Origin of the sequence: Hahella sp. CCB-MM4 (assembly GCF_002260525.1) — a bacterium.
In the GTDB taxonomy this organism is placed as follows: Bacteria; Pseudomonadota; Gammaproteobacteria; order Pseudomonadales; family Oleiphilaceae; genus Hahella.
This window is the reverse complement of the sequence record NZ_MRYI01000017.1, coordinates 95551-116054: the sequence shown is the minus strand read 5'-3', so window position 1 is coordinate 116054 and position 20504 is coordinate 95551. Positions and strand designations below refer to the sequence as shown.

Below are 20504 nucleotides of genomic sequence, written 5' to 3'. Positions count from 1 at the left end.
TTTACACCTCTCTGGGGAGTGAACGGAACACCCGGCCATACAACTCATAGAACATTTTGCTGGCGTGAATAATATCTGCCTGGTCATTTTCGTCGGAGACCCGGACCATCAGGTTTTCGAAAAAGCGAATGTGTTCCTGATCCAAGCTGCCGTGTGAGTACAGATAACTGAAGGCCTGGTTGGGAAGCCCCAGAGTACGCTGGATGATCTCCCCGGCCTGGGTGGCGGTGGTGACGCTGGTGCCTTCCAGGACATGGACCATACCGAAGAACATTATCGGGTTCTGTCGGTCGATACAGTGGTAGGCATAGGCCACCATAACTTCAGTGTCAGGGTGGGGGCGGCCATGGCGCACGGCTTCCGCGTCGGCACCGGTCGCGGCAATGTCGCTGAGTATCCATTCCTGATGGCCGGTTTCCTCTTCGATATATTCGGCGACAGCCTCCCGCAACCACTCATATTCACCGCCCAATCTGCCGCCACAGGACATCAGCAGGGGGAGCGTATGCTTGACGTGATGATAAGCCTGGGTCAGAAAGGCCTGATATTGGGTAAGGGTAATATTGCCCTGCAGTGCATCCTGGATAATGGGGCTGCTCAGCAGCTTGTTGCGCTCTACGACAGTTTCAGCCTGCAGCCGGTCATAGAATGTCTGGTATTTGGGTTGGCTCGTAAGTTCCTTCACTGCTGTCATGATAGGGCTCCATTAAGGTATTTATCTGATTGAATCGCTTTAAACAGTTGATCAAGGGTGTCCTGATAGGCATTGGCGATCACCGTCCGCTTCAGTCGGCCGTTTTCTGTCAGCTGACCGTTGTGCGGAGTAAAAGGAATCTGGTTGATGGACCATTGAACTATCCGGGCATAGTCCGGTAAATCCTGGTTTATCCGTTCCATCAGCTCATTGATCTGAGTGAAACTGACCTCAGGGGCTGGCGTGATCAGCGCAGCCAGTCCCGGTTCTCCCTCTCCAAACACAGCTGCCTGAAGAATCTGGGGGACGCCGGTCAACTCGCTTTCTATCCATTCAGGATTAATGTTGCGTCCGTAGGCGTTGATAATGAGGTTCTTTTTACGCCCCAGCACATAGAGATACCCGTCTTCATCGAAACGACCAAAGTCACCGGTGTGAACAATCTGAGTTACGGTATTCGGCTCTGATGAGGAGCTTTCAATCACCTCTTTTGCAGAGCATTCAATTACCTCTTTTGTAGAACATTTAATAGCCTGATGAGGCAAAACCGTATCATTCAGGTAGCCGCTGTAGGCATTACCGGATACCAGGATTTCACCGTCGTCAGCCAATGTTACGGAAACATGGGGCAGGGGTTTACCGACACTTCCGGGGCGGTGGTGCCGGGAAGTATTGACTGCCACCACGGAGGCGCATTCCGACAATCCATAGCCTTCGAAAACCGGTAAACCGATACTTTGCGCTTGCTCCAGCATTTCCCGAGATACTTTGCCGCCACCGACGGCAATGAATTGAAAATGATCCGGTCGCCAGTTAAGGCGCATACAGGACAATACCAACAGCTTTAACAGCTCGGGAGTCAGAATTAATGTTGCGGGTTGCCAGTGTTGCAACTGACCGACCCAGGTGGCCGCGTCCAGTCTGCTGGAGCCTTGAAAACCAAGTTCATGCAATGAAGGTATGACACAACGTTGTCCCTTCATCAGTGTGCAGTAAACGCCAGCGACGTTCTCCAGTAAGGTGGCCAATGGCAGGGTGCACAGATGGGTGAAAGCATCGGAGATCTGAATCGCGCCAGTGAGTGCCTTGCTGACCGCATCGAGCGTCTGTGAAGACAGGCAAACTCCCTTGGGCTGACCGGTCGAGCCGGAGGTGTAGGTGATTTTGGCAACGTCAGCCATTCTGGAGCCAGGTTGTGGTGGGGTATTGGCGAGCGCTCTCAGGAAGACGTCTCCGCCCAGAAATACCGTGCTTTGCTGATCATTTGAAACGAATTCTGCAGGCGCCCGATCCGTTATCGGCGACGCCATAAATGCCAGATGGTCTACCGCTGCATCCCGGAGTATGTGTTCTACCTGTTGCTGACTGAAGAAGGTTGGGATCGGAATCAGGGTGACGCCTGCATGAAGCGCGGCCAGATCCACGCAGATCCATTCAGGATGGTTATCGCCTGCCAGAGCCAGGATGGAAACGTTTTGGTCTCTGAACTGCCGGGACAGATACTCAATCCGGGACCACAAATCCCGGTAAGTGATGGAGATTTCATGATTCTCCAGGGCGATAGCCTGTGGCTGCTGCTCTGCCCAGGTGGCGATGCTGGTAAGTATCTCTGTCATGTCCTTTATCTACTGCTGCCTGAGTGACTGGTATAGTCTTATCGTTGTCGTTACTGGCCTAGAAATAGCGGTGTAGGTTGAGCATCAACCAGCTTGGCCAGCATGGCGTTGCTTCTGAGTTTGGCCATGCCCGTGCCCAGATGGGCGGCCACCACTTTGGGAGATTTTTTGTAATAGCTGCCCCAGTTGCCGGCTTCTTCACCCAAGGCATCCGGGCGTGCTTCGCCCAGTTCATACAAGGGAATCTGAAATTTCTCGAAGGTATGGAGCAAACTGGGAATGGCGGTAAATACCACCCATTGAAGATGCTGTTGGATGAAATACTGCCCCAGAATCAGGATAAAGCGACGTAAAGCCCCGTGAGACTGTGAAGCAAGGTTACCCACTTCAACAATCTGGCCGCGAGTGGTTGGCAGATTGCATTTATGTGCGATGACCTGTTCCACGGGCTGGGAGAAATACTGCTCCAGGAATAACTGGCGATGCTGTGCCAGTTCAAACCCGATGGCAGACTGTATTTCCCCTTCAAATACGCTGACCATTAACCGGGAACAGAAATGAGAAATTCTGGCGCCGTAATCTTCATCATAGCGCTGACGGATAAATGCTTCGGTGTAGTGCCTTAACGGGTGGCGGCAAAGGGTATAGATTTGCTCGCCTTTCTCCTGTGGAAGCAGGTTTATTAAGCTGGTTGCAGGCATCTTTCATGATCTCCGTATTCGCTCATAAGGGGGTTATTCGGTTTATCTTCAAACGTTTATGAGCAGTGATGGAGCCAAGTTAACCTGTCAACCTTAAGGAACCCTTAAGAGAAACATTTCTTAACCTTAAGGATGAAATAATGTGAAGTGCTTCACGAAATCTGGGGGATTGAGGGAGGAAGGTGATCAGGAGGGTCAGAATAACAACTGATCGCTCAGCTTTTCCTGAAGCAGCAGCCAGTGCCTGATTTCTGAAGGAGAGCCTACATTTGAAGAACGGTTATGACTGGACCAGACATGTTCTTCATTGAAGCTGTAAATGGCGTTAAGGTCCGGGCGTTCGCGGATGGTGTCATCCAGGTTATCCAGGGTTACCGGCCGGGATTCTCTGGAATCGTAGTAGTCCAAAACCATGTGTGCGGTGGGCAGGCGATAACTTTTTACGTAGCTGATGCCCAATTGCTGGCTGGAGACTCCCATGGCCCGAAGCGTAAAGTATTTGGCAATGGCGAGGTCTTCACAGTCCCCTTTACCGTTGGAGATCACTTCCAGGGGAGTTGCCCAGTAGTCTTCCACTTGCCACATTTCTTCATCGGAAATATAAGCCAGGGCATTAAAGTAATCATTCACTGCCTTGAGTTTGGTCACCATCGGACGTAACCGGTTCTGTTCCACCAGCTTCAGCCACTCCCGAACCCGCAGGGCGGATTCCTGTGGCAGTCTTTTCAGAAGACGGGCAATGCTATGGGAGTTGCGCTCATTGAAGGGAATATCGCTGGAAAACTTAACGGTCGTTTGATGTAGGCTTAGTGGGTGTCCAGGAACTTTTTCAAGGCTGTGTGCGTGCATGGAGCACCAGAGTGGAAAGCTGGCGACCAATGCTTTAAGCGGCGATCGGGAGGCGTTCACAAATCCCTTGAATGCACCACCCAGGCCGTTTATACGGTGACAGGAGCGTAACATAATTCGGACACTGAACCTGAGCAGAACCCTGGCTGATTAAAATCTGACAGATTAGTTTTTATCTTCATTAAGGCTGCCCGTCAAGTACAGCCGGTGAGGAAGTTGCAGGCTAACCGGCAACAAAGTCTTCAGTTGACGGCTTCTCTCACCTCGGAGGCCAATAAAGACGGGTCCTTTCCCCAGACAGGCGAGGATGAAACAGGGGACTTAAGAGACAACCCCATTAAGCCGGGTTTGAGGCATTGAATCGGCGTCACACTGAGTTGCGGGGATATCTGGGGCTTGAACCCCATGAAAGGAAGAATGTCCCGATCAATTCTGACCCCTGGGGCAACTTCGATCAGCTCAACACCGGAAGTGGTCAGCTGGAATACACAACGCTCAGTAATGTATTTCACTTTCTGTCCTCTTTGCAGCGCATACTGACCGCTAAAGGTCAGGTGCTCCACGCGGTTCACCAGTTTGGAATTTCGATTATCCCCACTAACCCGCACCTCGCCCTCCATTATTTCCGGCTGGGGATTTCCCGCACAAAAGGTTCCCAGGAAGTACACCTCCTTGGCATTCTGACTGATATTGATAAAGCCACCTGCACCGGCCATGCGATTACCGAAACGACTGACGTTGACGTTACCCTGGGCGTCCATCTGTGCCATGCCGAGAAAAGCCTGATCCAATCCACCGCCGTCATAGAAATCGAACTGGGCTGGCTGATCGATGATGGCCTCAGCGTTGCTGACGGCTCCGAAACTTAAACCGCCGGCGGGCCTGCCGCCGATTCCCCCTGGCTCAATGGTGAGGGTGACCTGACTAAGAACCGACTCCTGGCAGGCCACATTGGCCACTTCCTCGGGCATGCCGATTCCGAGGTTGACGATGGCATCTTGCCGCAACTCCATGGCAGCCCGGCGGCCGATCAATGTTCTCAGGTTCAACTCCTCTCCCGTCTTTGTTTCTCCGGAAATGACCGGAGAGGCAAGGACCTCACCGCTGTAAGCCGGGTTATAGCTCTCCGCAAACGTCTGCTGGTGATGTTCCGGCGGTGCCAGCACCACATGATCCACCAGGATACCGGGGATGGTGACTTGGCCGGGATGCAGCCGGTGACGGTCAGTCAGTCGTTCCACCTGGACAATTACCTTGCCGCCGCAGTTGTGTACCGCCTGGGCGATGGCCAGGCTTTCCAGAGGCAATGCCTCCCGCTCGCCGGTAATATTGCCTCTGGTATCGGCGGTGGTTCCCCGTAGCAGGGCGATGTGAATGGGGAAGGTTTTGTAAAACAGGTATTCCTGTCCCTGGATATGCATGAGTTCTACCAGGTCATCCCGGGTGACCTGATTGATCTTTCCGCCTTCATAACGGGGATCGACAAAAGTATGCAGGCCCACCTGGGTCAAGAGTCCCGGCTTGCCGGCGGCAATGTCTCTGAACAGATGGCTGATGACCCCCTGGGGGAGGTTGTAAGCTTCAATTTTATTGTCACAGGCGAGCGCGCCGAGCTTGGGAACCAGTCCCCAATGGCCGCCGATGACCCGCCTGACCATACCGTCATGGCCGAAGTGATTAAGTCCACGGTGCTTACCGTCACCCTGACCGGCAGCATAGACCAGGGTCAAATGCCCCGGGGCTTGCTCATGCAGGTAGCGCTGCTCTATTGCAACAGCAAGCTCTTCGGCAAATCCGATGCCGACAAATCCCGCTGTGGCAATGGTGGCTCCATTCGGAATCAGTGCTGCTGCCTGGGCGGCACTGATCACTTTATGAAAGTGTTTGGCTGACATGCTTCTCTCCTTAGTTGCCGTAGGCCTGTGCAGGCAGCCAGGTCACTATGGCGGGCCAGACAAACACGATCATGATGGCCACAAGCTGCAGCAGGATAAACGGAGCCACTCCGCGATACAGGGTGCCGACTTTGATTTGTGGTGGAGCCACCCCTTTGCAATAGAACAGGGCAAAGCCGACGGGTGGTGTCAGGAAGGAGGTTTGCAGGCACACCGCAAACAACACGGTGAACCACACCAGATTAAACCCGAGGGATTCCACCACGGGAGCCACCAACGGCAGAATAATCAGCGTGATTTCAATCCAGTCCAGGAAGAATCCCAACAGGAATGTGCAGAACAGAATGCTGATAATGATGCCGGTAGGTCCGAAAGGCAGGCCGGTAAGAGCGGATTCGATCAGTTCGTCCCCGCCAAGTCCCCGCAGAACCAGGGAAAATGCCGTTGCTCCGATCAAGATGGCAAATATAAAGCCGGTGGTCTGGCTGGTCTGGATACAGACGGTTTTGAACACGGCCAGACTCAGCTTTTTGTTATACCAGGCCAGCATGGTGGCTCCGAAAGCGCCTACGCCGGAAGCTTCGGTCGGTGTGGCCAGGCCAAGAAAAATGGAGCCCAGAACTGCCAGGATCAACAGTGCTGGAGGAATGATGGCTTTCAGTGCGTCTATCACCACTCCCCAATCCAGGGACTCAGTAGAATCGCCCACGGGGGCCAGATCCGGATTGAATTTGGCCCGGATCACGATATAAAGGATAAACGCGCTGCCCAGCAATACACCGGGGAACACTGCTCCCAGGAAAAGATCGCCCACTGACAGGGCCAGTTGGTCCGCCATCATCACCAGCATGATACTGGGAGGAATCAGGATCCCTAGTGTACCCACGGCACAGACAGTGCCGACCGCAAGTTCGGACTGGTACTGTTTTTTCAGCATGACAGGCAGGGCAAGCAAGGTAAGCAGAGCCACGGAAGCGCCGATAATGCCGGTGGAGGCGGCCAGCAACAGCCCGATCAGAACAACGGCGATTGCAGTGCCGCCGTTAAGACGACCGAACAGCCGGGAGACGTTGTGCATCAGATTTTCGGCCATACCTGAGCGATCCAGCATTTGTCCCATAAAGACAAACATGGGCAGGGCCACCAGCACCCAGTTACTCATGATTGCCCAGATCCGGTCGACGGTCAGGGCAGTGTAGTTCCAGTCAATGCCGATAAATGTGTCCAGATAATTGTCGGCAAACAGGCTGATGCCGGTGAATATCACCGCGATGCCGCCTAACAGCCATGCAACAGGAAAGCCACTGAATATCAGCAGGATAAAGCTGGCAAACATGGCGATGGCGAGCCATTCATTTGCTTCCATGTTGACCTCCTGTGACTACGCTGGTTTCGTTGTTGATGTCGGCTCTGTAATGCTTTCGGTTGCCCTGCAGGAACAAGTAGCTGATGACTCTGCTCATGCGTGAGATCAGGGCGACGCCTACCAGTACCATGGCCAACGGCAACACCGATTTAATGATCCAGCGATAGGGCAGGCCACCCGGTGAGCCGGACTTTTCCCCGGTCTGCCATGCATCAATCACGAAGGGCAGGCCATACCAGATGAGCAACAGGGTAAAGGGAGTCAGCAGGCAGCCGATGCCGATAAATTCAATCCAGGCTTTCGCCTTCAGCGGGAATCGTTCGTGGAGAACGTCCACTCGCACGTGGCTGTCGTCCTTGATACAAAAAGACAGGGCTCCGAGGAAGCCGATGGAATAGAAATGCCATTGCAGTTCTTCAAACTCGACGCGTCCCTCGCCGAACAGATAACGCATGACGACATTGATCATGATAATGGCCATCAGGACAGGCCAAACCCAACTGATCCATTCTCCTGCTTTGCCAACGAAGGCATCCACTTTCATGGAAAACCAGGTATGCGGGAGCTGCGCGTCCTGGTGAGGGAGTACCTCAGACAGGGCGGAATCCACAAGAACCTTTTCAGCTTGCATGTTTGTGCAACCTTAAGAAATAAGTGAGTGAAAAAGGGGAGGGGCGGCGCCGCCAGTGGCACGTTCCCTCCCAGACAGAGCTCCGGGTAGAGTGGTCAACTACGCTTTAGACGTCCTTATGCAGACAGCTGACCAGCTTACGCATTAGAAGTCCCTTGGCAGGTAGCCGAACTGCTTCCAGCGTTTGTAGTCTTTGGAGAATGCAAGCTGATGTTCATAGACAGATTTAAAGTCACTGTCTTTGCTGGCTTCCGCTTCCAGTACTTTGATGCTGACTTTTTGCAGCTCGCGCAGTAAAGGTTCGGGCAGGCGCTTGGAGACGGCTCCTTCACTTTCCAGTTCGGCCATGGCGGCACCCTGGATGCCCTCGCTGCGGGCCAGATCGCGGGTGACACTGGCTTCGCAAGCCAGATTGATGACGGCTTTATCCATGGCGGAGGTTTTATCCCACTCGTCTTTGTTGACCACCAAGTGAAAAGCAGCGTGAGGCTGGTGCCAGCCGGGGAAATAGTTGTACTTGGCGACCTTGTTGAAGCCCAGCTTCTGGTCTACCGCCGGTAATGAAAATTCCGTGGCGTCGATGGCGCCTTTTTCCAGGGCCTGGAATATTTCACCGCCGGGTAATACGGTGACGGAGGCTCCCAGGTCCTGCATGACCTGCCCACCGATGCCGGCAAAGCGCATTTTCAGGCCTTTGACATCTTCCAGGCCGTTGATTTCTTTCTTGAACCAACCTGCGGTTTCGGGGCCGGTCATGCCGCAGAGTACCGGGTGAATGTTGATCTTGTGGTAGATATCTTCTGCGAGTTTCTGGCCGCCCGCTTCATACCACCAGCCGATATATTCCCAGGGCTCCATTCCGAATGGTACTGATGCAAACAGTACAGAAGAGGGAAACTTGCCCTGGTCATATCCGAGCCAGGTATAACCGGCTTCGATTTTTCCGCTTTTAACCGCATCGGTGATATTGAGGGTAGGGACCAGCTTGCTGGGCTCATAGTGCTTGATCACCACACGGCCGTCGGTGGCTTCTTTCAATGAGTCCATGATTCCGGGGATCGTATCGCCCAGTGCCGGGAGATTGCTGCCGAAGGCCGCCTGCATCTTCCAGCGGATTTTATCTTCTGCGCTCGCATTGAGAGTGGAACAAAGCAGGGTGCCTGCCAAAGTGAGGGAAAGAACCGCGTTGATTTTGTTGTATTTGCTATTAAGCGTCATGGGAACTCCGATTGTTTTTATTGCTGAGTTTTTGACGATTAGATAAATAGCAAGGGATGGGCCAGGATTTATTCTATTTAAAAATCAATAAGATAGGTTTTATGGGGGATTTTGGTGGATTGCGACTGTCCGGAAATCGAGACAGCGTGGTTTCGGCTATTTTCAACTGATATTCGAGGAGATTTATCGGAAGACGTTGTCTATCTCTTTGTTTTATCAGTAGAAAATAATCGTGTACGAAAAATAAGACAGTGTATGGATTTCCTGACAGCTCAATATCGGTCGAATCAGAAGGTGTTCTGGGGTGATAAGGCCCGGTCAGACCAGGCCGTGTCGCTGCAATTTTTCATAGAACGTTGCCCGCGATATTCCCAGTAACCTGGCCGCGTGGCTGCGGTTATTGCCGGACGATTTCAAAGCATTCATAAGAGCCTCCCGCTCAGCTTTTTCAAGCGTTTTGTGCAGAGGTTCGACAGGATGACTGGTGCGGGATAACTGACGATCGCTGACAGACTTGCGTAATTGCGGGAAGTCGGCCAAGGCCAGTTCGTTCTCATCAGCAAAAATAAAGGCCCTCTCCAAAGTGTTCTGTAATTCCCTGACGTTACCCGGCCAGGAGTAGCTGCGCAGCAGATTGATCACGGACTGGTCCAGGTGCCTGTGAGGCAATCCGGTTGCCTGGCTGAACTCTTCAAGCATATTTTCGGCAAGCAGGCTGATATCTTCCAACCGATCCCGCAGGGGAGGAACTTCGATAGGCAGGACATTGAGGCGATAGTAAAGATCCGCGCGAAAGTTGCCTTCATCCACCATGGATTTTAAGTCACGACTGGTGGCCGCAATGACCCTGACGTTGACCCGGGTGATATTGTTGGATCCCAGGGGTTCGAATTCCTGCTCCTGCAGCACCCGGAGCAACTTGCTCTGCAAGCCGATGGGGAGATCACCGACTTCGTCCAGGAACAGGGTTCCCTCGTTGGCCAGCTCAATTTTTCCGACCCTGCCTTTGCGGTCGGCCCCGGTATAAGCGCCGGGGGCAACGCCAAAAAACTCTGCCTCCAGCAAATTCTCCGGTATGGCGGCCATATTGACGCAGACAAAGGGGCGTTCTGATCTCACCGAAGCCTGATGAATGGCGTGTGCCAGCACCTCTTTACCGGTGCCGGTCTCGCCCAGCAATAACACTGTTGTGTCCAGTTCAGCCGCCTGGCGAGCTCGCTTCAGCAATTGTCTGGTGGCTTCACTGCGACCTTTGAAATCTGAAAAGCTGTACTTCGCCTGACGCATTTCGGCCAGCTGTCTTTCCGCGGTCGTCGGTTGGCCGCGCAGACGGGCAAACTTCTCTACGAAAGGTTTGAGGTAATCCAGTTCCTTGTAAAAGACAAAACCGATACCGCCCATCACCTGATCTTCATCGTCTCTGATCGGGATACGGGTGACCACCATCCAGGTTCCCCGAATCCGTAGCATGTCCAGTAGAATCGGCTGACCACTCTCCACCACCTGACGCATCATGCTGTTGGGGATGACTTCTTCCACTGACTTTCCTTCGACCAGAGTGTCATCCGGTAGTTCAAGCAGCTTGCGGTACTTCTGACTGATCCAGAGAATATTGGCATGACGGTCAACGATGATGCTGCCCTCGCAGAACCTGTCCACCACGTGCACCAGAGGGTCTTCCTTGAGGAACTGTGTTGTGATCATCTCGTGAAGATAGCCTTTTGTATTGAATTTCAAATTATTATTTGAGGCTCACCATATGATAATCCCGGTGTTCTGTATAGGTGTAAATCGCCCTTGAGATCACCCGTTATCCGTAACACAATACCGTATTTTGAATTGGGTGGACCGCTTTGACTCCTTCTCATCTCAACCTGGCATCACACCGTTTGCAGGGAACCTGGGCGGCCATCATAGGAGTGACTGTCCTGAGCTTTGACGCGCTGCTGGTAAGGTTGGCAGCGGCCAACGAGTGGGACGTCATGTTCTGGCGCGGATTCTTTATTTTCCTCACCATGGCCAGCCTGTCTGTCAGGTCCGGGCAGTGGCGTGCCATGCTGGTCAAGGAGACCGCGGGAGCAGCCTGGAGTGTTGCTCTTTTGTACGGGGTGTCTACCGGACTCTTTGTACTCTCGGTTTCCAATACCATGGTGGCCAACACGGTGGTGATCCTGTCCAGTTCGCCGTTTTTTGCCGCATTGTTTTCATGGCTGCTGATCGGTGAAGTTATCCGGCTGCGTACCTCGATGGCAATATTGGCCTGTATGTTCGGTGTGGCGGTGGTGTTTTCCAGCTCCATGGAAAGTGGTGGCTGGTTGGGGGATGGCCTGGCGCTGGTACTGGCGATATTGATGGGGCTGTCCCTGACGATTCTGCGCTCCAACCCGGGAATTCCCCGCATCCCTATCATCGCTGTCAGTGGGATGGTAGCAGCGTTACTGGCATTACCTTTCGCGCATCCATTGACGCTTGAGGCCGATAGTTATGGTTGGCTTGCTTTGATGGGGCTGCTGCAAATGCCGATGGCGTCATTGCTGATCATGGTTGCCACTCGTTATCTGCCGTCGCCCGAAGTGAGTTTGTTCCTGCTGATAGAGACTGTTCTGGCTCCGGTCTGGGTGTGGTGGGTTGTGGGCGAAATACCGCCTTCGCTGGCCCTTGTTGGGGGAGTGATCGTGATCGGGACAATTGCCGTCCATAGCATTCTCGCCTTGAAACAGGAACGGAGCAGAGTGGTGTCCCCGATCTGAATGTCGCCGCTACCGTAGAACTTTGTTTTGGGGCTGTCTGTGGGCCTTAGATTTCGTAGTCATAGACGAGCACATTGTCTTCTGCGTCCAGCAGCAGTTCACCAATAATCTCCTTGACCCTTTCGTGCTCCGGGTGGGGGAGATAGTTGTCACGGGCTTTCACGTCGGTAAATGCCATGACAAACCCAAAGTTGTAACCCCTCTCCAGATTCTCCGGGCTGTTGTTAGGCCCTCCGCTGTAAAAGAGCAACCCCTCAACGCTGTGACACAGAGCCGCAAGACTCTGATCCATCACAGTGATCTGTTCCCGGGTGGCATCAGGTTTCAATTTGAAAAGTACAACATGCTGGATCATAAATTCTCCTGAATTGTCTGTAGCAGGAGATTAACCGGCTCCGAGCCAAAATGTCGAATTTATGTCTATGCTTAGTTAACCGCATGGTCAATTTCTGTGTTGTAAATCAGCAACTCAGGGATCACCCGAAACCTGCAGGCGATCGGTAACCGTTTTGATACAACGATTCCTTAAACTTCAGGCCACATTTATCGATAAGCTGACACCGGTTGAGACGCTTGATACGGAGGAGAGGGCGCGGGCAAGGGTCGTGGTCGGTATCATCCTGTACGGCGCCGTCAGTGCTCTGATCATGGGCATCGTTAGAATCAGTTCCCTGGGGCTGGTTGCAAGCACGGTTCTGACATTTTCCCTGGTACCCATTCTGCTGGGGTTTCTCTTTATTCTCTGGACTTATCGGAATCTGGCCCTGACCAGTGATCTTTTAGTGGGCCTGTTGGCTCTCATTCTGCTTTGTATTGCCATTACTGACGGTGGTGTCTCTTCAAGAGTGCTGGTCTGGATGCCGGCAGTGCCCTTGTTGGCAAGCTTTGTCGGGTCGAAATTAAAAGCACTGCGTTCGACGTTGATACTGGCATCAGGTTTATTTGCGCTGGTGGCTTTACATTATCGCGAGGTGCTTGAGTATCGCTGGGATGATGGAGCCGTCGTCGGGCGGGTCATGGCGACCGTATTTTCCATGCTGTTTGTTTCTGCCATCTGTCATCAATACGAAAATGCCAGGCGCAGGGCCGTGTCTGAATACAACGCTATGGAGATCGAGCGCAGGAACTGGACCAGTATGGTGGCTCACGAGCTGAGAACGCCGTTGACGGCATTATTCGGCGCGCTGTCATTGTTGCAGAAGCAGATTGAACAGATCGCGGAAGGTGAGGTTCAGGGACGTTCCGGAGTGGAAGCCACCAGAGAGCTGATCCTTATGGGAAAGCGAAATTCAGAACGTCTGATACGGCTGGTGAATGATATTCTTGATCTGGAACGTCTGCAGTCGGGAAACATGCCGCTGCATAAGTCCTGTTTTCCCCTGAATACCTTACTGAGTGAGACCTCCGCATTCTGCATGAAAATGGCAGAGGAAAAGGGACTGCGCATACGTACTGATATGGAAACCGACCTGAAGGTCACAGCGGATGAAGACCGGATTTTTCAGGTCGTACTGAATCTGGTATCCAATGCCATCAAGTTTGGCGTTGATGGTGAAGTCATTGAGATTTCCCTGAAGCAGCATGGAGAGTTTGCCCGGATTGCTGTCAGAGACTTTGGTCCCGGCGTTCCGCAGGACTTTCATAAAGACATCTTCCGGCCTTTTGCGCAGGCAGCGAAAGGCGAAACCAGGCTCTCAGGTGGATCCGGTCTAGGATTATTCATCAGCCGCAGAATCATTGAAGCCCATGGGGGATCATTGAACTATCAAAATGAGCCTGTGGGATGCAGTTTCTATTTCGATCTTCCGATTTGCTGAGACATCTATCCCCATATTTTCAATTGTCGAATTTGGCGGAAAAAAGAGTTATGTTGGACCGAGGTTTGCCGGGCCCTCTTCCCATTGATTGAGCCGCCGGCAGACCCGGGAAATAAGAAGGAGAAAATACGTGTCCAATAAAACACTTAATATGTCAGCAGATTTGTTGAATTATCTTGTGGATACCACTAGCAGGGAAAGCAAACTTCTTCACGCGTTACGGGTGGAAACGGCAGAAGACGAATATGCCAAAATGCAGATCGCGCCCGAGCAGGGGCAGTTCTTGAGCTTGTTGGTCAAACTGTGCGGTGCACGTAAAGCGATTGAAGTGGGAACATTTACCGGATACAGCTCGATCTGTATCGCTGATGCATTACCAAAAGACGGGCAGTTGGTGTGCTGTGACGTCAGTGAAGAATGGACGTCCATCGCCCGTCGTTACTGGTGTCTGGCCGGTTTGAGCGAGCGCATAGATCTGCGTCTCGCCCCCGCCTTGGAAACCTTGCAGACCCTGCTCGATCAGGGGCACGCCAGAACCTTTGATTTCGCCTTTATCGATGCGGACAAGGAAAACTATGACAGCTATTACGAAGCCTGTTTGCGGTTACTGCGCCCTGGTGGCCTCATCGCCATAGACAATGTTCTTTGGGGAGGCAGAGTGGCAGACCATACAGTACAGGATGTAGATACCCGAGCGATTCGTGCCTTGAATAAAAAACTGCAGGGCGATAAGCGGGTGGAGTATGCGATGGTGCCGATTGCTGACGGCGTCTCTCTGGCGGTGAAACGCTAGCTCTCAGACAGTTAGGAGTGCTAAGACAGTTAAGAGTGCTAAGACAGTTCATTAAAATGTAAGGGTGTTGAGAAAAGCAAGGAAAGAAAACGAACGGCCAAATACCACCCACCACCGATGGTCGTTCGTGTGGGTCATTCAGCCTCGTGACTGCTTCTCGATTCGCTGAGCGAGGTTCTGGCTTCGAGTCAGCAGGCTTTCAATTCTGACCAACTGTGGCATCAGGCCGGAATCACCGCTTTTCTCAAACTCCACCGCATAGCGATGCAACCCCCCGAGGTTTTTGGTATGGCAGATTTTTGCATTGATTCGGTCTACCTTGATATCACCCACTTCCATTTTCAGCTCAATCGACAAGGTGAGGTTTTTCTTATCCAGAAGTTCTGAATCGGCAGTGAAAGCCATTCCTAGATGGCTGTAGTCAATCACCTGGACCTCATCCCACAGGCTGATCAACATGGCTTTGCGGCGCAGGATATATGCGCATAACTCAACTGCCGGGTATCTTCTGGTACGCCTTTTTTCCGTAAAGGACATCTCACTGGCTTGCATCGTTAACCTCTCTTGTTTCCCTGGTTTCTTAATTTTTGTTGTTGAAGCTAAGACCACATTAAGGTTTGTCCATACTTGGTCTGGCCGCTATAAGTAATTGTTAGTATCTCAAGAGGGCTATATCGATGGGGTGATATGTCAATCGGGTAAATTGGCCATTTTTATCAGATGCTCTGAATTGAGATCTTCGCCGGCCAACTGTTTGGAGGTGACGCAAAGTGCACCACAGGCGGCCGCCAGTTGCATGCAATCAGACAACGTATAACCTTTGAGGTAACCAAACAGAAAGCCGCTGAAGAAGGCGTCACCGGCACCATTGGTATCCCTGACCTGATCCACTTTGAACACGGGTTGCTCAATCCATTCACCCTTGTCATTGAGTAGTGTGGCTCCCTGTCCACCGTGGGTGCAGACAACAAATTGTTTTCCCCGTGTGATCATCTGCTGCATAAATTCCCGGTATCCGGGGAAATTATCGCTGGACAGAAAAATGATATCAGCGGCGTCAATAAAGGGCTGATGATGGTCGTTAAGGCCGTCGTAGTCATGAAGGTCTGTCCAGATTATCTTGCCGGTTGTCATCGCCAAAGCCAGTGCGGGCTTGGCATATTCCAGGATATTGACCACGATCAGATCGGAACTTTCCATAGCCTCTTTCACCGGTTGCCAGTCGATGTGTTCAGGGACCACTGATGGATGTGTAAAAATGGAAATCCTCTCGCCGGCCGCTCCCATGAGGTTAACGTGCTGCTCTGTCGGTTCATTGGAGCGATCAATCAACAGTCGGATTTTTCGGTCAGCCATTTGCTGCTGGATAATATCGGCCTCAGGATCAGATCCCAGAATCGTATGCAGGCAGACGTCCATGCCGAGGGCTTTCATGTTGTATGCCTTGCCTGATCCGGTGCTGCCGACAGCTCGATAGCATTCCCGCGGCCAGATCGTCTGTGGGCTCCCATCGGGGAGTTGGTCAAGGTGAACGATCGTGTCTACTGAAGTTCCACCGATAATGCAGATGCGGTCTGTCATAAATACCTCTCCGGAAATATTGTTGTTCTTTGCCGTTTTTTACTGGCTTTATTTATCTGCTCATTTTCTTTGTAGTTCATTTTCTTCAGAAACAGGAAATGAGCGTATCGCCAACATTACATCAGAAGTATTAGCGGAAAATCCTACGTCGTTAAGACGTTCTCATACTCCCGGGGTACGCCGGGACAGATATACGAAGGGAGGAGGGCAGAGGCTAACGAATGAGAGCGAACAGGCCCTGATTAAATTGAGAGAGAAAATGAGAGAGAACATGCTCTAGTCAAACAGGGATAGCTGTTCTCCCACCAAAGACTCTTTTACATCTTTCAGTCTGACGCCCATGCCCAGCAATCTCACAGGTTTGGACTGGCGCTCCCAGGCGGCTTTCAAAAGACGGAGGAAATCCGGCAGGCTTTGCCAGGGTTCGCTTGGAGAAGGAATCAATTCTTCCAGAGTTGTCTGGGTAAAGTCCGCAAACTTCACTTTGACGAATCGCTTGGTAACCCGATACTGGTCGCTGACGCGGCCATAGCGGTGGGTCAGCTCCTCGTATATCGCTGGAGCCCGTTCTTCAACCGCAGCATAATCCATAAGGTCTTTGTCATAGGTATGCTCGGTGGACAGGGATTTTCGAATACGGTCAGTATTAACCGGCCGGTCGTCAATTCCTCTGGCCAGTCTATACAGGCGTTCACCGGAATTACCGAAATGTCTGGTCAGGTCCGCGATCGTCCAGAGCTGGAGATCTCCGCAGGTGATGATACCCAGCCCCTCCATTTTAGCGGCAGTGACTTTGCCTACACCGTTGATTTTCTTGACCGGAAGTTGAAAGACAAAACGGCTGACATCTTTTGGCTTCACCACAAAGATACCATCCGGCTTGTTCCAATCGCTGGCGACCTTTGCCAGAAATTTATTAGGTGCGACACCGGCTGAAACTGTCACATTGACTCTTTCCCGAACCTTCTGCCGGATTTCCTCTGCGATAAGGGTCGCGCTGCCTTTGCATTGGTGGCAGTTGGTGACATCCAGGTAGGCCTCGTCGAGAGACAGAGGTTCAATCAAGTCGGTATATTCCCTGAAAATCTCCTGAATTTGTCGGGAGACAGTGCGATACAGCTCAAAGCGCGGGCGGACAAAAACCAATTGCGGGCAAAGCTGTATGGCCCGTGCCGACGACATGGCCGAGTGCACACCATATTTACGTGCCACATAATTGCAGGTGGAGATGACCCCGCGCCTACTCGGACTGCCTCCCACGGCGACGGGCAAATCTGCCAGAGAGGGATTTTCCCTGATCTCCACTGAAGCGTAGAAGGAATCCGCGTCGATATGGATAATTTTACGCTGAGGCTGATTGTTGTCGCTCATAGCCGGATTCTTCAATGCCCAGAGGATAAAGGTTGGTGGACGTCACCATGGCTTGTACCCGCCGCATATCTTTCTTGATCTCCTCATGCATCCAGTCGTATACGATATCAATCATTTCCCGACGTCTCGGGTTGGCCGGGGTCACCATATAATAACCCCAACCGCTGTCCGGCAAATGATTGCGAGGGATGGTCAACAGTCCGTTTTCCAATTCATTCATGATGAAAAAGGGATCCGCCAGTGCCACACCATGGCCCTGGACAGCCAGTGTGATCGGCATGTCCAGCGTGTCGAAGGTCAGGCCGGATTCCGGATCAGCTCCGTCAACCGGGTACTGTTTCAGCCAGCGTTGCCAGTCTTCAAAGTCTTCGGTCGGGTGCAGTAGTGTACTGTTACGGATCACTTGTCGCCAATCGTGATTGTATTGTGCCAGCAGGGCTGGGGTGCAGGCCGGGATCAATTGTTCTTCGCGCAGAAGGTTGGGGTCATCTTCCTGGCGTCTCGCGCACTGCATCACAATGTCAAAGTTTTCCATCTCCAGGTCTGAACGTTTCTCTGCGGGTGTCCATTTGGTGGTGATCCTTAATTGGGTAACCGGCATCAGTTTCTGTAATGCCCCCAGCCTGGGGAACAGCCAGCGTACCGCCAGGGTAGGGTTGACCAGAAGGCGCAATAAGTTTTGATGCCGCTCCAAAATATTCATACTGATAAAGGAAAGTTCGTCCAGCATCGGAGTGAGATGTTCACTTAGGGTTCTGCCTTCCTCGGTCAACTTGAGCTGTTTGGTCGTACGTTGCAGGAGCGGGGCTCCGTACCAGTCTTCAAGTACCTTTATCTGCTTGCTGATAGCGCCTTGGGTAACATTCAGTTCTTCGGCGGCCAGGGAAAAACTCTGTCTTCTGGCCGTTGCCTCAAAAGCCTTTAAGGCGTGTAGTGGTGGAAGTTTTCTGTTTCGATTCATATTGGTCTATTGAAAGTTGGTTATATGAGAAAATCTCATAAATAACGGCAAAAGATTCGCTTGAGCTATAGCCATACTAAGCCTAACTTATACAGCCTTGGCGGGGAAGGATGTGCCCGCTGTTGTTACGGAATAGTGTGAGATTTATGAATAGGTTTGTAGAAGTACTCAGGTTGGCGGGGCCGCTGACGGCAGCACAATTGGCACAGACGGCCATGATTTTTTGTGATTCCATCCTGTTTGGTCTGTTGGGCGTCGAAGAACTGGCCGGTGCCGGTCTTGGTTCGGGTATTTATAACTTCTTTTTGATCGTGGTGACCGGCCTGCTGGCTGCGGTTGCCAGCGAAGTGGCGATCTATGTCGGGCGCGGTGCCATGCAGGATATCGCCCGCGTGGTCAAAGCCGGTCTGGTGCTGTCTGTTATTGTGGCGCTTGCCCTGGTGGGCATCATCATGCTGATGCCGGGTATGTTGAGACTGATGGGACAGACAGAAGCGTCTATCTTTTATGCGGATCAGTATTTGACCATGGCCTCTCTGATCGGTTTCCCCGCATTTGCGTTCCTGGTTTTGCGTGGACTGGCGACAGGAATGGGTCGTACTACCAGTATTATGAGAATCAGTATTCTGGCGGTTGTGCTGAATGTGCCTCTGAGCTACGTGTTGATGACCGGCTGGGGGCCGGCCCCGGCCATGGGAGTACCCGGTGCTGCGTTGGGTACAGCGCTGGTCTCGCTGTTGATGTGTGGAATGTTAGCAGCGGATTTATGGCGTTATCCTGAAGTCAGGGACGTTCTCCAATCATTGCGCAATGTGGTTTTGCACAAAGATGACTACAAGCCGTTCTTTACGCTGGGTGTTTCCATTGCGTTGGCCTGGACCATGGAAGCGGGTCTGTTTACCGCTGCAACCATTCTGGCCGGTACTATCAGTGTGGCGGCCCTGGCAGCTCACCAGATTGCACTGCAAACTGCCTCCATGTCATTTGCGGTATATATAGGATTTGCCCAGGGAGCTGCCATTAAAACCGGACAAAGCTTTGGGCGAAATGACTTTGCCAATGTTCGTCACTACACCTGGGCAGGTTTGGGCGTGGGGATGGGATTCTGTCTGGTGGCGGCCTTCATCTTCCTGGTGTTCCCGGAGTGGATCGTTTCCCTGTTTACCCTGGGGGCAGAAGGTACTCTGGATAGCGACGTGCAAAGCCTGGGTGTGCAGATCCTGTTTGTTGCGGCCTTTTTCCAATTGGTGGATGGCGGACAGGTAATCATGATGACCGCATTGCGTGCCCTTCGGGTGGGGATGCCACCTACCGTTGTGACAATATTCTGTTATTGGGGAGTAGGATTCCCCGTCGCTTGGATGTTGATGGGCCAATACGGCATCGTCGGTGTCTGGGTAGGTCTCGGAGCCGGACTTGGTTTTGCCGCATTGAGCCTGACGATCATGTTTATCCGTAAGGTTCACGAATTGGAGCAAAGCACCCTCTCCGGAACCGACCTGCACATCCGCCCCGAACCCTGCGTATAAACCCGGGCGAACACACAGGTTCGCCCCTACAGGGAAGATGCATCCTCGTCATACCACGCCATCATTCCCCCCTATGTAGGGGCAGACCTGCGTGTCTGCCCTGAATCCCACGCTGAAGAGCCGGGCGAACACCTAGGTTCGCCCCTACATTGATCATGGTAATTTGGGTCTGCCACAATGCGGACCAATGGATTAACCAATTGCAATGGATTATGCATCATGCCATACGACCCATGTCTTCACCGTCGTCGTTCAATTCGTTTGAAGACGTACGACAATTCCCTTTCCGGGGCCTACTTCGTCACTATCTGCACGCAATACCGAAAATGTCTGTTTGGGGAGATCATCAATCATGTCAATTACCTTGATGACGCAGGGAAGATGATTGAACGATGGTATTTTGAACTGGAGAAAAAATTTCCCGGCATATATTGCGATGAATTTATCTGTATGCCAGACCACGTTCACTTTATTTTGTTGATGGATACAACGGATCTGCATATCCAGCCTGGTATACAATCCAAAAGACCGTCATTACGTGACATCATCCAATGGTTTAAAACCATGACAACTAATGCCTATATCCAAGGCGTAAAATGTCATTCATGGCCTCGATTCGAGGGAAGAATGTGGCAACGAAACTACTGGGAGAGAATTGTCCGGAATGAAACTGAGTTGCAGGAATGTCGGCAATATATTTCCACCAACCCCATTCGCTGGCAAAGTGTCTAA

At 52.1% G+C, this 20504-nt stretch carries 19 protein-coding genes; 5 read left to right on the top strand and 14 right to left on the bottom strand.

The window, feature by feature from the left end:
* Position 1: 1 nt before the first annotated feature.
* The 9 genes from BTA51_RS23240 to BTA51_RS23200 all read right to left on the bottom strand — a co-directional run bounded on the left by BTA51_RS23240 (position 2) and on the right by BTA51_RS23200 (position 10674).
* On the bottom strand, positions 2-694 hold the full coding sequence (locus BTA51_RS23240; RefSeq protein ID WP_094711484.1) for a TenA family transcriptional regulator: 693 nt from the start codon (positions 692-694) through the stop codon (positions 2-4).
* Positions 691-2310, bottom strand: coding sequence for an AMP-binding protein (locus BTA51_RS23235; RefSeq protein WP_094711483.1), 1620 nt, complete (start codon positions 2308-2310; stop codon positions 691-693). The genes BTA51_RS23240 and BTA51_RS23235 overlap by 4 nt, the downstream gene beginning before the upstream one ends.
* Positions 2311-2360: 50 nt before the next feature.
* Positions 2361-3011 (bottom strand): thermostable hemolysin, encoded by a 651-nt coding sequence (locus BTA51_RS23230; protein WP_094711482.1) that lies wholly within the window; start codon positions 3009-3011, stop codon positions 2361-2363.
* A 195-nt stretch (positions 3012-3206) separates the two neighbouring features.
* A complete protein-coding gene (locus BTA51_RS23225) occupies positions 3207-3974 on the bottom strand; it encodes a transglutaminase-like cysteine peptidase (RefSeq protein WP_094711481.1) in 768 nt (255 codons plus the stop codon).
* Between the two features lie 128 nt (positions 3975-4102).
* On the bottom strand, positions 4103-5755 hold the full coding sequence (locus BTA51_RS23220; RefSeq protein WP_094711480.1) for an acyl CoA:acetate/3-ketoacid CoA transferase: 1653 nt from the start codon (positions 5753-5755) through the stop codon (positions 4103-4105).
* Positions 5756-5765: 10 nt separating this feature from the next.
* Entirely contained in the window at positions 5766-7121 is a 1356-nt protein-coding gene (locus BTA51_RS23215) for a TRAP transporter large permease subunit (protein WP_094711479.1), read from the bottom strand.
* Positions 7108-7752, bottom strand: coding sequence for a TRAP transporter small permease subunit (locus BTA51_RS23210; RefSeq protein WP_094711478.1), 645 nt, complete (start codon positions 7750-7752; stop codon positions 7108-7110). The genes BTA51_RS23215 and BTA51_RS23210 overlap by 14 nt, the downstream gene beginning before the upstream one ends.
* A gap of 144 nt (positions 7753-7896) precedes the next feature.
* Entirely contained in the window at positions 7897-8970 is a 1074-nt protein-coding gene (locus BTA51_RS23205; protein ID WP_094711477.1) for a TRAP transporter substrate-binding protein, read from the bottom strand.
* Between the two features lie 318 nt (positions 8971-9288).
* On the bottom strand, positions 9289-10674 hold the full coding sequence (locus tag BTA51_RS23200; protein WP_094711476.1) for a sigma-54-dependent Fis family transcriptional regulator: 1386 nt from the start codon (positions 10672-10674) through the stop codon (positions 9289-9291).
* A gap of 149 nt (positions 10675-10823) precedes the next feature.
* Here BTA51_RS23200 and BTA51_RS23195 point away from each other — a divergent pair, with 149 nt between their 5' ends.
* Positions 10824-11720, top strand: coding sequence for a DMT family transporter (locus tag BTA51_RS23195; protein WP_246841144.1), 897 nt, complete (start codon positions 10824-10826; stop codon positions 11718-11720).
* Between the two features lie 46 nt (positions 11721-11766).
* On the opposite strand, the gene BTA51_RS23190 is transcribed toward BTA51_RS23195, so the two are convergent.
* Positions 11767-12075, bottom strand: coding sequence for a Dabb family protein (locus BTA51_RS23190; RefSeq protein ID WP_094711474.1), 309 nt, complete (start codon positions 12073-12075; stop codon positions 11767-11769).
* A gap of 154 nt (positions 12076-12229) precedes the next feature.
* Here BTA51_RS23190 and BTA51_RS23185 point away from each other — a divergent pair, with 154 nt between their 5' ends.
* Both BTA51_RS23185 and BTA51_RS23180 read left to right on the top strand, forming a co-directional pair.
* Entirely contained in the window at positions 12230-13537 is a 1308-nt protein-coding gene (locus BTA51_RS23185) for a cell wall metabolism sensor histidine kinase WalK (protein WP_094711473.1), read from the top strand.
* A gap of 130 nt (positions 13538-13667) precedes the next feature.
* Positions 13668-14330 carry an O-methyltransferase gene (locus tag BTA51_RS23180; protein ID WP_094711472.1) on the top strand — a complete coding sequence of 221 codons (663 nt, stop codon included), beginning with the start codon at positions 13668-13670 and terminating at the stop codon, positions 14328-14330.
* A 138-nt stretch (positions 14331-14468) separates the two neighbouring features.
* Here the strand turns inward: BTA51_RS23180 and BTA51_RS23175 are convergent, their stop codons facing one another.
* The 4 genes from BTA51_RS23175 to BTA51_RS23160 all read right to left on the bottom strand — a co-directional run bounded on the left by BTA51_RS23175 (position 14469) and on the right by BTA51_RS23160 (position 18243).
* A complete protein-coding gene (locus BTA51_RS23175; protein ID WP_094711471.1) occupies positions 14469-14882 on the bottom strand; it encodes a PilZ domain-containing protein in 414 nt (137 codons plus the stop codon).
* Between the two features lie 138 nt (positions 14883-15020).
* The gene (locus BTA51_RS23170; RefSeq protein ID WP_094711470.1) at positions 15021-15911 is read right to left on the bottom strand and encodes a carbohydrate kinase family protein; all 891 of its coding nucleotides are present in this window, start codon (positions 15909-15911) and stop codon (positions 15021-15023) included.
* A 276-nt stretch (positions 15912-16187) separates the two neighbouring features.
* Positions 16188-17282, bottom strand: a complete 1095-nt coding sequence (dinB, locus tag BTA51_RS23165) for a DNA polymerase IV (protein ID WP_094711469.1) — start codon at positions 17280-17282, stop codon at positions 16188-16190.
* Positions 17254-18243, bottom strand: a complete 990-nt coding sequence (locus BTA51_RS23160; RefSeq protein WP_094711468.1) for a LysR family transcriptional regulator — start codon at positions 18241-18243, stop codon at positions 17254-17256. The genes dinB and BTA51_RS23160 overlap by 29 nt, the downstream gene beginning before the upstream one ends.
* 146 nt (positions 18244-18389) lie before the next feature.
* Between BTA51_RS23160 and BTA51_RS23155 the strand changes: the two genes are divergently transcribed.
* Together BTA51_RS23155 and BTA51_RS23150 are read left to right on the top strand one after the other, a co-directional pair.
* Complete coding sequence (locus BTA51_RS23155; RefSeq protein WP_094711467.1) at positions 18390-19772, top strand: MATE family efflux transporter; 1383 nt, start codon at positions 18390-18392, stop codon at positions 19770-19772.
* 219 nt (positions 19773-19991) lie between these two features.
* Entirely contained in the window at positions 19992-20504 is a 513-nt protein-coding gene (locus BTA51_RS23150; protein ID WP_094711466.1) for a transposase, read from the top strand.

Coding starts and splice junctions, on each gene's coding strand:
- BTA51_RS23240 (WP_094711484.1), bottom strand. CDS start 694: ATGACAGCAGTGAAGGAACTTACGAGCCAACCCAAATACCAGACATTC.
- BTA51_RS23235 (WP_094711483.1), bottom strand. CDS start 2,310: ATGACAGAGATACTTACCAGCATCGCCACCTGGGCAGAGCAGCAGCCA.
- BTA51_RS23230 (WP_094711482.1), bottom strand. CDS start 3,011: ATGCCTGCAACCAGCTTAATAAACCTGCTTCCACAGGAGAAAGGCGAG.
- BTA51_RS23225 (WP_094711481.1), bottom strand. CDS start 3,974: ATGTTACGCTCCTGTCACCGTATAAACGGCCTGGGTGGTGCATTCAAG.
- BTA51_RS23220 (WP_094711480.1), bottom strand. CDS start 5,755: ATGTCAGCCAAACACTTTCATAAAGTGATCAGTGCCGCCCAGGCAGCA.
- BTA51_RS23215 (WP_094711479.1), bottom strand. CDS start 7,121: ATGGAAGCAAATGAATGGCTCGCCATCGCCATGTTTGCCAGCTTTATC.
- BTA51_RS23210 (WP_094711478.1), bottom strand. CDS start 7,752: ATGCAAGCTGAAAAGGTTCTTGTGGATTCCGCCCTGTCTGAGGTACTC.
- BTA51_RS23205 (WP_094711477.1), bottom strand. CDS start 8,970: ATGACGCTTAATAGCAAATACAACAAAATCAACGCGGTTCTTTCCCTC.
- BTA51_RS23200 (WP_094711476.1), bottom strand. CDS start 10,674: ATGATCACAACACAGTTCCTCAAGGAAGACCCTCTGGTGCACGTGGTG.
- BTA51_RS23190 (WP_094711474.1), bottom strand. CDS start 12,075: ATGATCCAGCATGTTGTACTTTTCAAATTGAAACCTGATGCCACCCGG.
- BTA51_RS23175 (WP_094711471.1), bottom strand. CDS start 14,882: ATGCAAGCCAGTGAGATGTCCTTTACGGAAAAAAGGCGTACCAGAAGA.
- BTA51_RS23170 (WP_094711470.1), bottom strand. CDS start 15,911: ATGACAGACCGCATCTGCATTATCGGTGGAACTTCAGTAGACACGATC.
- dinB (WP_094711469.1), bottom strand. CDS start 17,282: ATGAGCGACAACAATCAGCCTCAGCGTAAAATTATCCATATCGACGCG.
- BTA51_RS23160 (WP_094711468.1), bottom strand. CDS start 18,243: ATGAATCGAAACAGAAAACTTCCACCACTACACGCCTTAAAGGCTTTT.
- BTA51_RS23155 (WP_094711467.1), top strand. CDS start 18,390: ATGAATAGGTTTGTAGAAGTACTCAGGTTGGCGGGGCCGCTGACGGCA.
- BTA51_RS23150 (WP_094711466.1), top strand. CDS start 19,992: ATGCCATACGACCCATGTCTTCACCGTCGTCGTTCAATTCGTTTGAAG.